The organism is Novosphingobium cyanobacteriorum, assembly GCF_029436685.1.
In the GTDB taxonomy this organism is placed as follows: Bacteria; Pseudomonadota; Alphaproteobacteria; order Sphingomonadales; family Sphingomonadaceae; genus Novosphingobium; species Novosphingobium cyanobacteriorum.
Genome location: NZ_JAROCY010000004.1, coordinates 180,083 through 193,517 on the forward strand (window position 1 = coordinate 180,083; position 13,435 = coordinate 193,517).

General features: G+C 67.3%; 13 protein-coding genes. 8 read left to right on the forward strand and 5 right to left on the reverse strand.

Features of this window, described 5'->3' with window-relative positions; translation table 11 throughout:
- Positions 1–11: 11 nt before the first annotated feature.
- Both leuB and recO read right to left on the reverse strand, forming a co-directional pair.
- Positions 12–1,067: a 3-isopropylmalate dehydrogenase gene (gene leuB / locus POM99_RS05745; RefSeq protein WP_277275903.1), complete on the reverse strand. Its 1,056-nt coding sequence runs from the start codon at positions 1,065–1,067 to the stop codon at positions 12–14.
- Positions 1,064–1,687: a DNA repair protein RecO gene (recO, locus tag POM99_RS05750; protein WP_277275904.1), complete on the reverse strand. Its 624-nt coding sequence runs from the start codon at positions 1,685–1,687 to the stop codon at positions 1,064–1,066. The genes leuB and recO overlap by 4 nt, the downstream gene beginning before the upstream one ends.
- 87 nt (positions 1,688–1,774) lie before the next feature.
- Between recO and apaG the strand changes: the two genes are divergently transcribed.
- From apaG to POM99_RS05765, 3 genes are all read left to right on the forward strand, one after another.
- The gene (gene apaG, locus POM99_RS05755) at positions 1,775–2,173 is read left to right on the forward strand and encodes a Co2+/Mg2+ efflux facilitator ApaG/CorD (RefSeq protein WP_277275905.1); all 399 of its coding nucleotides are present in this window, start codon (positions 1,775–1,777) and stop codon (positions 2,171–2,173) included.
- A gap of 32 nt (positions 2,174–2,205) precedes the next feature.
- The gene (locus POM99_RS05760; protein WP_277275906.1) at positions 2,206–3,006 is read left to right on the forward strand and encodes a LysR family transcriptional regulator; all 801 of its coding nucleotides are present in this window, start codon (positions 2,206–2,208) and stop codon (positions 3,004–3,006) included.
- An 86-nt stretch (positions 3,007–3,092) separates the two neighbouring features.
- Positions 3,093–5,096 carry a putative bifunctional diguanylate cyclase/phosphodiesterase gene (locus tag POM99_RS05765; RefSeq protein WP_277275907.1) on the forward strand — a complete coding sequence of 668 codons (2,004 nt, stop codon included), beginning with the start codon at positions 3,093–3,095 and terminating at the stop codon, positions 5,094–5,096.
- Between the two features lie 17 nt (positions 5,097–5,113).
- Here the strand turns inward: POM99_RS05765 and POM99_RS22385 are convergent, their stop codons facing one another.
- Positions 5,114–5,668: an MFS transporter gene (locus tag POM99_RS22385; protein ID WP_313792113.1), complete on the reverse strand. Its 555-nt coding sequence runs from the start codon at positions 5,666–5,668 to the stop codon at positions 5,114–5,116.
- A 30-nt stretch (positions 5,669–5,698) separates the two neighbouring features.
- A complete protein-coding gene (locus tag POM99_RS22390; protein ID WP_313792114.1) occupies positions 5,699–6,340 on the reverse strand; it encodes an MFS transporter in 642 nt (213 codons plus the stop codon).
- Positions 6,341–6,451: 111 nt separating this feature from the next.
- Between POM99_RS22390 and dinB the strand changes: the two genes are divergently transcribed.
- Complete coding sequence (gene dinB, locus POM99_RS05775) at positions 6,452–7,585, forward strand: DNA polymerase IV (RefSeq protein ID WP_277275908.1); 1,134 nt, start codon at positions 6,452–6,454, stop codon at positions 7,583–7,585.
- Here the strand turns inward: dinB and POM99_RS05780 are convergent.
- Positions 7,574–8,059 carry an NUDIX domain-containing protein gene (locus POM99_RS05780; RefSeq protein ID WP_277275909.1) on the reverse strand — a complete coding sequence of 162 codons (486 nt, stop codon included), beginning with the start codon at positions 8,057–8,059 and terminating at the stop codon, positions 7,574–7,576. The genes dinB and POM99_RS05780 overlap by 12 nt on opposite strands.
- A 229-nt stretch (positions 8,060–8,288) precedes the next feature.
- Between POM99_RS05780 and POM99_RS05785 the strand changes: the two genes are divergently transcribed.
- The 4 genes from POM99_RS05785 (at position 8,289) to gspE (ending at position 13,373) form a co-directional block, all read left to right on the forward strand.
- A complete protein-coding gene (locus POM99_RS05785; RefSeq protein WP_277275910.1) occupies positions 8,289–8,669 on the forward strand; it encodes a hypothetical protein in 381 nt (126 codons plus the stop codon).
- Between the two features lie 108 nt (positions 8,670–8,777).
- On the forward strand, positions 8,778–9,629 hold the full coding sequence (locus tag POM99_RS05790) for a type II secretion system protein N (protein ID WP_277275911.1): 852 nt from the start codon (positions 8,778–8,780) through the stop codon (positions 9,627–9,629).
- Positions 9,626–11,818, forward strand: a complete 2,193-nt coding sequence (gene gspD / locus POM99_RS05795) for a type II secretion system secretin GspD (protein ID WP_277275912.1) — start codon at positions 9,626–9,628, stop codon at positions 11,816–11,818. Before POM99_RS05790 ends, gspD begins: the two co-directional genes overlap by 4 nt.
- A gap of 4 nt (positions 11,819–11,822) precedes the next feature.
- Positions 11,823–13,373, forward strand: a complete 1,551-nt coding sequence (gene gspE / locus POM99_RS05800; RefSeq protein ID WP_277275913.1) for a type II secretion system ATPase GspE — start codon at positions 11,823–11,825, stop codon at positions 13,371–13,373.
- Positions 13,374–13,435: the final 62 nt, after the last annotated feature.

Here is a 13,435-nt window from a genome sequence, read left to right on the forward strand (position 1 = left end):
GACGCGGGCGCTTACAGCCTTGCAAGCACCGCGTCACCAATTTCCGTCGTCCCGGCGCGTCCGCCCAGGTCGCGGCCCAGCACGCCGTCTTCCAGCGCCTTGCCCACTGCCGCCTCGATCCGGTCGGCCGCGGCGGCCTGGCCCAGCGAATGGCGCAGCAGCATCGCGGCGGAAAGGATCGTCGCCATCGGGTTGGCCAGGCCCTGTCCGGCGATGTCCGGCGCGCTGCCGTGGATCGGCTCATACAAGCCATAGGTGCCATGCGCGGTCTTGCGTTCGCCCAGCGAGGCTGACGCCAGCATGCCGATCGATCCCACGCACATGCTCGCCTGGTCCGAAAGGATGTCGCCAAACAGGTTGCCGGTCACGATCACGTCGAACTGGCCGGGGTTGCGCACCAGCTGCATCGCCGCGTTGTCCACATACATGTGGCTCAACTGCACGTCCGGGTATTCCTTGTGGATTTCCACCACAACATCGCGCCAAAGCTGGCTGGTTTCCAGCACGTTGGCCTTGTCCACGCTGCACAGGCGGCCCTTGCGGCCCTGTGCGGCGCGGAACGCCACGTGGGCGATGCGCCGCACCTCGCTCTCGCAATACGACATCACGTCGTACCCTTCGCGCGTGCCGTCGGCGGCGGTGCGGTATCCCTTCTCGCCAAAATACACGTCGCCGTTCAGCTCGCGCACGATCAGCAGGTCGATGGCGCTGGCCACTTCGGGGCGCAGTGCGGAATGGTCTTCCAGCCCCTTGAACACCTTGGCCGGGCGCAGGTTGGCAAACAGGGTCAATGCCTTGCGAAGGCCCAGGATCGCCTGTTCCGGGCGCAGGTGGCGCTCCAGCGTGTCGCAATCGGGATCACCCACCGCACCAAACAGGATGCCGTCCGCCGCTTCGGCGATCGCCAGCGTTTCCGGGGGCAGGGGGTGGCCGTATGCCTTGTACGCCGCGCCGCCCACCGCCGCCTGCTTCATGTCGATGCCCAGGCCCAGCGCCTCGATCACGCGCACGGCCTCGTGCGTTACTTCGGGACCGATGCCGTCGCCGGGCATGATGACAATCTTCATGGGGTGTCCTTCCTGTCGATCCCGATGCGCTTCAGCCGTTCCAGCAGAATCGCGCGCAGCCCCATAACATCGCGCCCGCGATCGGCAAGCAGGCGGTTGGCAATCGCATTTCCCTGCCGCTCCAGCCGCGCCAGCAAGGTCTCCCAGTCCTCTTCCGGCGGCGGGGCGGGGGCCGTGCCGTATCCCACCTCGCGCAGCAGCAGTGCTTCATACCCCGCCAGCACCCGCGCCCAGCCGCGTGCCGAGGGCGCATGGCAGATCGCGTCCATCAGCGCGGATAGCCCGGCATGCAGCGCGGGGTAGGGGTGTCCATCGGGCAGCGTCGCCGCCGTCAGCCCTGTCGCCCAGCCAATTCCGGCGGCGGGCAGCGGCTCGGCCAGCCAGGGCGCCCTGCTCGCCACCAGTTCCACGCGGCCGCTGGGTAATCGGCTGTCGCCGCGGGCTCGCAGTTCGATCTCCACCGAATTGCCGGGGATCAGCACCGGGCGCAGTTCCCGCCCGCGCGCGCCTGCCACATAGGCGGCCAGCATGCCGTGCGCCGCTGTCAGCGCACGGATCACCGCACCATGCTCGCCATGCGGGCGCACGGCGCACAGCAGGGCGGGGGCGCGGATCAGCATCCGCCCGCTGTGGTCCACCCGCGCCTTTCCTGCAAGCGGCAACAAAGGCCGTTGGAACGGTTGGCGATGTAAGGTAGTTTGCCGCACATGAAGCAGCTCTTCCAGCATGCCGCGATGACGGATGGGGTGACTGTGCGTGTCGCGGTCAACTTCCTGCCGGAACAGTCCCGTGTCGACGCGGGCAAGTGGTTCTGGGTCTATCACATCCGTATCGAGAACAGCTCATCCCAGCAGGTTCAGCTGCTCACCCGCCATTGGCGCATCACTGATGGGCGAGGCCTGGTCAATTTCGTCGATGGCGAAGGCGTTGTGGGCGAACAGCCCTTGCTGCAGCCGGGGCAGAGCCACGACTACGTCTCGGGCTGCCCGCTCGGCACGCCCACGGGCAGCATGGAGGGGCACTACACGATGCAGCGTGCCGACGGCTCGCTCTTCGAAGTGGCGATTCCCTTCTTCCCGCTTGCGGCCCCCGCGCCTGCTGATTGACAAGACCCTGCTGAAAGCCTGATGGGAGGCCCATGAAGCGGACCCATCTGCCCCTCAACGGCCTGCGCGTGCTCGATGCGGCGGCGCGGCATCTTTCGTTCACCCGCGCGGCGGATGAACTGGCCGTCACCCCCGCCGCCGTGGGCCAGCAGATCCGTGCGCTGGAGGACCTGCTCGGTGTCGTGCTGTTCCGTCGCACGTCAAAGGGGCTGGAACTGACTGACGAGGCGCTGTCCGGCCTCGATGCCATCCGTGAAGGCTTCCTGCGCTTCGAAGAAGGCGTGCAGTCGATGCAGGCGGGCCAGTCCAGCCACGTCTACACCATCGCCTGCCCGCGTGATTTCTTCGCGGCTTGGCTCAGTCCACGCCTCGCCGCCTTCCGGGGAGACAATCCCCAGCTCCGCTTCGCCCTCGTCGGCGGCGATGCAGACATCGATTTTACCGAGGCGAATCTGGATCTTGCCGTGCGCTGGGCCGAAGGGCCGGGTGATCATGAAGGCGTCGCGCTGGGGCAGGCGGCCACGCTCGTGGTCGCGGCGCCGGGCGTCGATGCCAGCGCGCCGTGGATCGGCTGGCCGGGCGATCCCGCGCCCGATGGCAGCCAGGAAATCCCGTTTTCGGTTGGCGATGCCGGCACTGCAATCAGCGCGGCCGCCGCTGGGCTGGGCAAGGCGCGCGTGCCTTGGCTGCTGGGTGAGGCAGCGGTCGCCACTGGCCGCGTCCGCGCGCTGGGCGAGCCCGAACCCGGCCGAAAGGGATACTGGCTGGTCGCGCCACCGCCACAATGGCGCCAGAAAAAGGTCAAAGCACTGATCGCTGCGCTAACGACCTGAATCAAAACGCCGATCCGCGCGTCGCTTCGCCCGAACTCCCCCGCGGCCTTGATCGGAAATTAACCCTCCCGGCCTAGACCGGCAGGATGGACGGGAATCCGATCATCACCACGTCGCGGGTGCGCCACTTGCGCCTGCGCGGCTGGCTGCGCCGCACAGTGCAGGGCCTGTCCAGTGGTGCCGGTCGCGCCTGGACCCAAAGGCGCGGCGACGATTTCACCCGCGCTTATGTCGATAGCCTGTCGCAGCGCATGCCGCTGCTCTATCTCGTCGTCGTCTTCGATCTCGCGCTGCTTGTCGCCCGCTTTCGTGAAAGCGCGCCGCCGGTGCTGCTCGCTGGGGGCCTTGGCCTGGCCTGTTATGCCTTCGCCCGCGCGCTCTACTGGCTGCCCCACCGTGTCGCGAAGCGCGCCATCGAACGCCAGCGCGCCGATCTTGACAGCATGGCGCTCAAGGCGGCGATCTCCGGCATCGCCTTCGTCGGCTGGACGCTCGCGCTTTATGGCCACGGCAATGCCGATCAGCGCGGCCTTTCTCAGTTCGTGCTGGCCGTTACCATGTTCACCGGCATCCTCGGCGTCGGCCACGCCCCCCGCACCTCGCTGGCGCTGGCGTTGGTCTACTCGCTCCCTGCAACCGCGTTCTTCGTGTGGATCGGCGATCCCGGCGCAGCTTATCTCGCACTGATCCAGCTCGGCGTCAGCACCATCCTGCTGTTCATCGTGCATGGCCATCACCGCGATTTCGTGCGGCTCGAACTTTCGCGTCAGCAGCTCGCCCGGCGGGAGCGGCAGGCAGCGAAGCTCGCTGCCGCGCATTTCCGCCAAGCCACGGTCGATGCGCTCACCGGCGGGCTCAATCGCCGCGGCATTCTCGTGCGGCTCGAACACGCGCTGGCCGAAACCGGCGCACGTGTCCGTCCATGGCTCGCCTTGGCCGATCTCGACGGCTTCAAGCATGTCAACGATACTTACGGCCACGCTGCAGGCGATGCAGTGCTGCGGGCGGTTTCTACCCGCATTGCCGAGTCTCGGGGCGTCCTCGCCCATGGTCGCCTTGGGGGTGACGAATTCGCCATCCTGTTCGATTCCGCCTTCGATGCGCGCGCCGTGCTCGCTGCCTGCCGCCGCCTTTCCGACGCCATTCGCCAGCCGATCGGGCACCACGGCGCCACCCTGCGCCTGTGCGCCTCGATCGGCGTCCACCGCTTGGGACAGGAGAGCGCCAGCGCCTGCCTCGAACGCGCCGACGCCGCGCTCTACAAGGCGAAGGCAATGGGCGATGGGGCGGTCTGCCTGTTCGGCATGGAGGATGAACGCCTGCTGCAGCAGCGTATCGCCACCACCCGCCGCTTCAACGATTGCCTGCTCGAAGACCGCCTGCGCCTGCTCTACCAGCCGATCTTCGATCAGAGCGAAGGTCGCACCGTGGGGTTTGAGGCGCTTGCCCGCTGGTCGCCCGACGGGATAAACTGGCAATCCCCCGCCAGCTTTCTGTCGATGGCCGACGCCACCGGGCGCTCGGGCGAATTGACCCGCCTCGTCCTTGCCCGCGCGTTGCAGGAATGCCGCCCCACGAGCAAAGGCCTGCTGCTCGCGATCAACCTTTCGCCCCGCGATCTCATGCGCGAAGGCACGGTTGAGGCGCTTGCTGCGGTGGTAGAGGCCGAAGGGGAAAGCTCCACCGCCATCATTCTTGAAGTCACCGAACGCGCGCTCCTGGTCGATCCGGTGCGCGCCGCCGCGCAACTGCAGCGCTTCCGCGATGCCGGTTTCCGCCTGGCGCTCGATGATTTCGGCGCGGGCTGGTCGGGCCTGTCGCACCTGCGGGACCTGCCGCTGGATTACGTGAAGCTCGATCGCGCCCTGGCCGCGGCGCTTCCCGATGATCCGGGCGCCCGTGCCGTGGCGGGCATGATCGTGGCGCTGGCGTGGCAACTGGGCATCGTCTGCACCGCTGAAGGCGTGGAGACCGTTTCGCAGGCAGAGGCTGCCCGCGCCCTCGGCATCCACCTGATGCAAGGCTACCACTTCGGCTATCCCGAACCGGCTGCCATCGCCCTGGCCATTAGTGACAATGCCGCCGCCTGATCAGTGCGGTAGACCGGTTAGTGCAGTTCCATCATCGGCCGGGGCGATCCTGGCGGATACAGCCGGCGGAACAGCCGGCCCTTTTCGCTGAACAGCACAAGCAGCAGCGTGACTACCCCGCAGATCAGGAACGCTCGCGCCAGTGGCATGGCCGTGCCGTCGAAGGCCTGACCGATCACAATGCCCAGACCTGCGCCGATCACCATGCGCAGGAATGCCTGCACCGAACTTGCCGCCCCGGCGGTCCGCTCGAATGGCTGCAACGAGATCGAACCGAAGTTTGCGCCTATGAAGCCCACCATGCACATGTTCAGTGCCATCGCCGGCATGAACTGCCACAGCGCTTCGTGCTCCTGGCTGGCCAGCGAAATCTGCAGCAGGCTGATGCAGATATAGGCCAGCAGCGCCGCGTGGGAGACGCGTCGCGCCCCGAACCGCTCCACGATGCGCGAATTGAAGAAGCTTGCCACCGCCATGCACAACGCGGTTCCGCCAAAGATCAGCGGAAACCAATCCCCCGCGCCAAAGTGCTCGCCCACCAACTGCTGCGACGAATTGACATACCCCACCATGGCCCCGAACGTCAGTGCTCCGCCGAAGACTTAGCCGAAGGCCTGCCGGTTCACCGCCGCCTGCACCATGTTGCGCACGATCGATAGCGGCATGATCTCCTGTCGGTATTCCGGCCGCAGTGTTTCGGGCAGGCGCAGCAGCACCCATATGGCTATGCCCGTGCCCATAACCCCCAGGATGCCGAAGATCCAGCGCCACCCTGCAAACAGCTGGACCGCTTGCCCCAATGTCGGTGCCAACATCGGGATCAGCATGAACACCATTGATATGGTTGACATCAGCCGTGCCATTGCATCGCCTTCGTGCCGATCGCGGATGATCGCGCTGGGCAGCACCGCCAGACCCGCGCTGCCCACCGCTTGCACCGCGCGCAGCACCAGCAGCGCATTGAAGGTGGGCGCCAACGCGCATGCCGCTGACAGCGCCACATACAGTATCAGGCTGCCCAGGAGCACCGGCCTGCGCCCATATCGATCGGCCAGCGCACCGGGGATCAGTGCGCCAAATCCCGCCGAAATCAGGAACACCCCCACAACCAGCTGCCTGCGGTTTGGATCGGTTACGTGGAGGTCGCGGGCGATTTCGCCAAGCGCAGGCAGCATCGCGTCGATCGCCAGCGCCTGCAGTGCCATTGTCATCGCCATCAGTGCGACGAACTCCGCGCGACCCATCGCGGGCCCGCTGCCATGTTTCGGGGAGGAAGGCATGTCGGCCCTATAAGCAGGCTTCATTCATGATCCCAACCCTTTATGTTGCAATGCGAAACAGGTTATCATGTTGCCATGGAGCGGGATGAAGACCGGCAGGATGACGCGGACGAAGCCGGCACCGGCCTGCGCAAGATCATCCACGTCGATATGGATGCCTTCTTCGCCAGTGTTGAACAGCGCGATGATGTTTCGTTGCGTGGAAAGCCGGTGGCGGTCGGAGGCTCAGCCGGACGGGGCGTGGTCGCCGCCGCCAGTTACGAGGCGCGCAGATTCGGCGTGCGCTCGGCCATGCCTTCGGTCACCGCCGCGCGCCTCTGTCCTGATCTGATCTTCCGTCGTCCGCGTTTCGATGTCTACAAGTCGGTCAGCCAGCAGATTCGTGCCATTTTCCTCGATTATACGCCCCACGTCGAACCGCTCTCGCTCGATGAAGCCTATCTCGATGTAACCGCAGACTTGCGCGGCATCGGCTCGGCCACGCGCATTGCCGAACTGATCCGTGCCCGCATCCGTGCCGAAACCGGCCTCACCGCCAGCGCCGGCGTGTCCTACAACAAGTTCCTGGCAAAGCTCGCCAGCGACCAGAACAAGCCCGATGGCCTGTGCGTGATCCGGCCGGGGGAAGGGGCCTCCTTCGTTGCCGGCCTTCCGGTGAAGCGCTTCCACGGCGTCGGCCCGCGCGGCGCGGAAAAGATGGCCGCGCTCGGCATCCACACCGGGGCTGACCTGCGCCTGCGCGACCTGCCCTTCCTGCGCGAACATTTCGGCAGCCTGGCCGACTATCTCTACCGTGCCGCGCGGGGCATAGACCTGCGCCAGGTCCGCGTCGACCGTCCGCGCAAATCGGTGGGCGGTGAACGCACTTTCGAACGCGATATCTCCGCCGGCGCCACGCTGCGCGATACGCTGGAACACATTATCGACATCGTGTGGGACCGCATCGAACGCAGCGGGGCAAAGGGGCGCACTGTCACGCTCAAGCTGAAGTCCAGCGATTTTCGCACGATGACCCGCGCTCGTTCCTTCGCGCAGCCGGTGGCTGACAAGACCGCCTTCGCACAAGCCGGGCGGGATCTGCTCGATGCCGTGCTGCCCCTGCCGCAACCGATACGCTTGATGGGCCTCACCCTTTCCGCGCTGGAAGGGGAGGAGCCCAATCGCACCGCGCCCGCCGCACCCGCATTGCAGGCCGAATTACCCTTTTGAGGCCCGCCACCCCTGCCACCGGGCAATCGAATCGCGCGTCGCCGCGTTGGCTCCGTCCGGCAGCGCGTTCAGCGCAAAGAACGCCGCTTCCTCCAGTTCGCGCCCGTCCACGCGCGGCATGTCGTCGGTGGTTCCGGCGATCAGCTCGATCCGGTTGGTCCATCCCGAAGGAAACTGGCGCAGCACTGTGTCAAACCACACCGCGTCCTGCAACCGGCACCCCGTCTCCTCGCGCACCTCGCGCGTCGCGGTCTGCATCGGGTCTTCGCCGCGAGCAAGTCCTCCGCCGGGAAACATCCATTGCGTGCTCAGGTGGTACGAATGCCGCACCAGCAGCACTCGCCCTTCGCGGTCGAACACCAGCGCATTGGTCCCGCGCACCTCCAGCCGCAGCCACCCCCACACCCGCAACCGCATGGCATGCGCCAGCTTCAGCGCAAGACGGTGGAGCGGAGCGGGCAGGCGGGCGAACATGCCAGACCTCTGCCCGCTGCGACGCGTCCGCGCAAGTTCACCCCTCATCCAACGCTGGCCATCCAGCGCTGGCCCGGGTCGCAAGCGGCCCAGCCCGAACTGGCCGGGGATGACCAAGCGCAACGCCTGTTAACATCCCGCCACACCTCCTGTCCCGCTCCGGAACGCTCCTGCACATCCGTGGTTAACCGCGTGGACAGGCCCCAACCCGCTGGTGCATCACGAAAACATGATCACGCTCATCCTCGCATCTGCGCTCGCCGTTAACCTTCCCGTCGCCTCGATGGCGCCTGCGGACCATGCTGTGCGCTGCGCCGCGGCCAATGCGGTGGTTGCGGCCATGCTGGAAAGCGGCACGCCTTCGGCGGCCGATGCCGCCGATGCGCAGTGGTTCCGCCAGCGCCAGGCCGATTGGGCGGCGCGCTCGGCAACGCCTGAAACCGACGCGATTGCGCGGGAAACCCGCACTCTGTCGCAATCCGTGATTGCCGCCGGTGCGCCCGATGTGGCGCAGCGTCTGCTGGAATCCCGCCTGGGTGAATGCGAAGAGCCGGGCCGCGCCGAAGCGCGCGGCGCGGTCGATCCGGCGAACGGGGCCAACGCCGCCTGATACGGGCTGATACGCGCCCTCGCAGTTTGTAATTCCACCACTGCTTGTTATGGCTTCCCCCGTAGGCGGGCGCGGAATCGGGCGCGCCTGGAGGGAGCATCGGCGGCATTGGCTTGGCTTGAAGGTTTTGGCAGCATTCGCGGGTTCGCCCTGCCGGCAACGGCGCGGGCTCCCTCGCTGCACGCCCTGCTGTGGTGGCTTCTCGCTGCGGTCAACGGGCTGCTTGCCGCCGCGCTGGTCTGGTCGCTAGTCACCCCCGTATCCCCGCTCGGAAACTGGACGCCCGCCACCGTCCGCGTAATTCCCCCTGCGCAGCGCGCCACGCTGTTCGCTTCGGTCGATCCCTTCAATCGCGGCACGGCCCCTGCGGCGGCCGGCTCGGGCGGCGGCGCAGTCACCTCCCTCACGCTCACCCTCTTCGCCACCCGCGCAAGTGCGGGCGGGCAGGGCAGCGCGATCATCGCCGGGGCCGACGGCGTGCAGCAGGTCTATCGCACCGGAACCGAGGTGCAGCCCGGCGTCACCCTCACTGCCGTCGCCTTCGATCACGTCGAACTCACCCGCAACGGCGCGCACGAGATGCTCTATATCGATCAGTCCGACGCCGCCCCCAGCGCCGACGGCATCGTTGCTGAAAACCCCGTCGCCGCACCTGCGGCCGCCAATGGCCCTGATGCCGCACTCACCGTTGACGCCGTCCGTCGCGGCATCGGCTTCGGCCCTCGCGGCGAAGGCGGGCGCGTGGTCGGGCTCGAAGTCATGCCCCAGGGCGATGGCGCCGCCTTCCGCGCCGCCGGGTTCCAGCCCGGCGATGTCGTCACCACCGTCGCCGGTCGCCCCATCTCCGGCCCGGCCGACGCTGCGCAGCTGGCCGCGCAGCTGCGCCCCGGCGCCTCGATCGCGGTCACCGTTCGTCGCGGCAACCGCAACCTTCCCCTAGCAATTTCGCTGGCGCCATGAACCTCCGCACGCTTTTCATCGTTTCCGCCGCGCTGGCGCTCGCCACGCCGCATGTCGCGCTCGCGCAATACACGCTCAACGTGCGCGAGGCGGATATCCGCGCCTTCATCGCCGATGCCGCCGAAGTCACCGGGCGCACCTTCATCGTCGATGCGCGGGTGCAGGGTAAGGTCTCCGTGGTGTCCGACCGCACCCTCTCGCGCTCCGAATACTTCGAGGTGTTCCTCTCCACCCTGCGCGCCAACGGCCTCGTCGCCGTGCCCACCACAAACGGCGCTTTCCGCATCCAGCCGGTCGATGGCGCGGCCAGCCAGCCCACCCGCATCGGCAGCCGCGGCGCCGCCGCCAACCAGATGGTCACCGAAATCGTCCGCCTGAAGACCATTGGCGCGGCCCAGGCGGTGGAAACCCTGCGCCCGCTGGTCAGCAAGGAAGGCTCGCTCACCGGCAACCAGGCGGGCAACTCGCTGGTCATCGTCGATTACGCCGACAACATCCGCCGCATCCGCGCGCTGCTGGCCGACATCGATCGCGATCAGGCTTCCACCCAGACCGTGATCCTCGAACACGCCGGCGCGCGCGAGATCGCCACTGCGCTCACCCAGCTCATCCCCGCTGCGGGCGAAGGCGGGCGTACCCTCGCCAGCGTCGTTGCCGTGGACAGCGCCAACGCCGTCCTCATGCGTGGCGACGCCGCCATCCTGGGCAAGCTCGCCGCCATGGCCCGCCAGCTCGATGCGCGCGCCGCGCTGGGGGGCGAGATCAAGGTGCTCTGGCTCGATTATGCCGACGCCGCCGTGCTCGTCCCCGTGCTCGAACGCCTCGTCGGCGGCACCGGCGGCGGCGAGGTTGCCTCCGGTTCGCAGGCCCCGGTCTCGCTCGGCGGTGTCGGCGGCAATGCCAGCTCTTCCGCCGGCACGCTGGGCAGCACGCAGCCCGCGGGCGCCGCCGCCGCCGGCACCACGGGCACCAACCCCACCGGCGCCACCAGCGGCGGTCTCGGCAATGGGCCGATCAAGCTTGAAGGCGGGCGGGGCACCGCCACCATCACCCGCTATCCCGGCGCCAACGCGGTGATCATCGCCGCCCCCGCCGACGAACAGCGCCGCCTCACCGAACTGGTCCGCCAGCTCGATATCCCGCAGGAACAAGTGCTGGTCGAAGCGATCATCGTCGAGATTTCCGACAGCGTCGCGCGCAGGCTGGGCGTCCAGATGCTGCTCGGCGGCAAGGACATTCCCTTCGCCGTCACTAATTTCTCGAACGTCGCGCCCAACATCCTCGATGTCGCGGGTGGCCTCTATGCCGACAAGATCGACCAGACCACCACCGTCATCAACGGCAGCACCGTCACCACCACCACCAATTCCGCCACCGGAGACCTGCTGCGCCAGAACGCAGCCCGCGCCATCCTTGGCGCGCAGGGCGGCTTCGGCGGGTTCGCCACCGATATTGGCAAGAACCGCTTCTTCGGCGCGCTGATCAATGCGGTGCAGTCCGACAGCAATTCCAACATCCTGTCCACGCCGCACATCACCACCAACAATAACGTTCCCGCCTCGATCCTCTTCGGGCAGGAAATCCCGGTGGCCACGGGCGAGGCACTGTCGCAGGCCAATTTCAATAACACGTTCCGCACCATCCAGCGCCAGAACGTGGGCATCGAGCTCGACGTCACGCCGCAGATCAACGCAGGGGACCAGGTCCGGCTCGACCTGCGTCAGCAGGTTTCCTCCATCGCCGGCCCGGTCTCGTCCTCGAACAGCGAACTCATCATCAACAAGCGCGAGATCAAGACCACGGTTACCGTCGGCGATGGCGAGATCGTGGTGCTGGGCGGCCTGCTTGACGACAACGAGCGCCGCACCATCGAAAAGGTGCCCCTGCTCGGCAACATCCCGCTGCTGGGCGAACTGTTCAAGTCGCGCGGCAAGAGCCACGTGAAGACCAACCTGATGGTCTTCATCCGCCCCACGATCATGCGCAACGGGGCCGATCGCGCCGCGCTCACCGCGCGCCGCTATGGCGTGATCCGCGATGCCCAGGTCGCCTATGACCCCAAGCACGAACCCGGCATCGACGAACTGATCGTGGATTACCTCGGCGCCACTCTGCCCGCCACGCCGGTCCAGCCCGCCGCCGGTGACACCGTGATCGCGCCCAAGCCTGCCGCTCCCGCGCAGCCCTGAAGCCATGGCGAGCGCAGGCCTTCCCCCCGAACCTGCAATAGCCCCCGGCGTCGATTTCGCCGGGGCAATTCCTGTTGCAATCGCGCCTGCGTCCACTCCCTTGCTGCCTTATGCCCAAGCGCGAGACACCGGCTATCTCGTCGAAAGTCTTGGGGAAACCGCCACGCTCGCCATGCGCGAAGGCGCCGATCCGCTCCTCCTGCTCGATCTGCGCCGCCTGCTCGGCCGCCCGCTCGCCACCCGCCGCGTCACTGCGCCCGAGTTCGAAAAGCTGCTGGCTGAAGCCTACGCCGTCGATGGCAGCGCTGCGGCATTGGCGGGAGAAATGGGCATCGGCGACGGCCTCGATCCGCTCGCCACCGGCCTGCCCAGCGCCGAAGACCTGCTTGACAGCGCTGACGATGCCCCCGCCATCCGCCTGATCAACGGCCTCATCGCCGAAGGGCTGCGCCAGGGCGTGTCCGACATTCATGTGGAGCCCTATGAACAGGCGCTCGTCGTGCGGATGCGGGTGGATGGCGTGCTCGCCGAAAAGCTGCGCATGCCGCCGCATGTCGCGCCGGTGCTGGTCAGCCGCATCAAGGTCATGGCCCGGCTCGACATCGCCGAACGCCGCGTGCCGCAGGATGGGCGCATCACCCTCAGCCTTGGCGGCCGCCTGGTCGACGTGCGCGTCTCCACGCTTCCCGCCCGCACGGGCGAACGTGTCGTGCTGCGCCTGCTGGACAAGGAAAACGCCGGGCTCGATCTCGCCCATCTTGGCCTTTCCGACAAAGCGGCGGACGTGCTCACCCGCGCCATTGCCGAACCCAACGGTATCGTCCTCGTCACCGGCCCCACCGGCTCGGGCAAGACCACCACGCTCTATGCCGCGCTGCGCCTGCTCAACGATGGCCAGCGCAACATCCTCACGGTGGAAGACCCGGTTGAATATGCGGTCGACGGCATCGGCCAGACCCAGGTCAATCCCAAGGTCGGTCTCAGCTTTGCCGCCGGCCTGCGCGCCATCCTGCGGCAGGATCCCGATGTGGTCATGGTCGGGGAAATCCGCGATCGCGAAACCGCCGATATTGCGGTGCAGGCCTCGCTCACTGGCCACCTCGTGCTCTCTACCGTCCACACCAACGATGCCGCCGGTGCCATCACCCGGATGCGGGACATGGGCGTGGAACCCTTCCTCCTCGCCTCCACCCTGCGCGCGGTGATTGCCCAGCGCCTCGTCCGCCGCCTCTGCCCGCACTGCCGGCGCGAACACGCTATCGATCCCGGCATGGCCGCCGCCATCGGCATGAAGCCCGTCCGTCCGGTGTTCAAGGCCACTGGCTGCCCCCAATGCGCCCACACCGGCTATGTCGGCCGCATCGGCGTCTATGAAGCGCTGCGCGTGGATGAAGCCATGCGCCAGATGATCCACGATAACGCCGACGAAGTGGCCATCGCCCGACACGCCTTTGCTGACAGCCCCCGGTTGGCCAAGGCGGCCCGCCGCCTCGTTCGCGAAGGCCTCACCAGCCCAGAAGAAGCCGCCCGCATCCTCCGCCGGGAGGACGCGTGATGGTCGCCGCAGAATCAGGGACAGTCCCCTTTCTGGCGTCCTGCCATAAGCCCCTCCCCGTC

Bases quoted from the DNA above. Each gene is read 5' to 3' on its own strand.
- POM99_RS05785 (WP_277275910.1), top strand. From the start codon at position 8,289: ATGATCACGCTCATCCTCGCATCTGCGCTCGCCGTTAACCTTCCCGTC.
- recO (WP_277275904.1), bottom strand. From the start codon at position 1,687: ATGCTGATCCGCGCCCCCGCCCTGCTGTGCGCCGTGCGCCCGCATGGC.
- gspD (WP_277275912.1), top strand. From the start codon at position 9,626: ATGAACCTCCGCACGCTTTTCATCGTTTCCGCCGCGCTGGCGCTCGCC.
- apaG (WP_277275905.1), top strand. From the start codon at position 1,775: ATGAAGCAGCTCTTCCAGCATGCCGCGATGACGGATGGGGTGACTGTG.
- POM99_RS05780 (WP_277275909.1), bottom strand. From the start codon at position 8,059: ATGTTCGCCCGCCTGCCCGCTCCGCTCCACCGTCTTGCGCTGAAGCTG.
- POM99_RS05765 (WP_277275907.1), top strand. From the start codon at position 3,093: ATGGACGGGAATCCGATCATCACCACGTCGCGGGTGCGCCACTTGCGC.
- gspE (WP_277275913.1), top strand. From the start codon at position 11,823: ATGGCGAGCGCAGGCCTTCCCCCCGAACCTGCAATAGCCCCCGGCGTC.
- leuB (WP_277275903.1), bottom strand. From the start codon at position 1,067: ATGAAGATTGTCATCATGCCCGGCGACGGCATCGGTCCCGAAGTAACG.
- POM99_RS22385 (WP_313792113.1), bottom strand. From the start codon at position 5,668: ATGGTGGGGTATGTCAATTCGTCGCAGCAGTTGGTGGGCGAGCACTTT.
- POM99_RS05760 (WP_277275906.1), top strand. From the start codon at position 2,206: ATGAAGCGGACCCATCTGCCCCTCAACGGCCTGCGCGTGCTCGATGCG.
- POM99_RS22390 (WP_313792114.1), bottom strand. From the start codon at position 6,340: ATGGGTCGCGCGGAGTTCGTCGCACTGATGGCGATGACAATGGCACTG.
- dinB (WP_277275908.1), top strand. From the start codon at position 6,452: ATGGAGCGGGATGAAGACCGGCAGGATGACGCGGACGAAGCCGGCACC.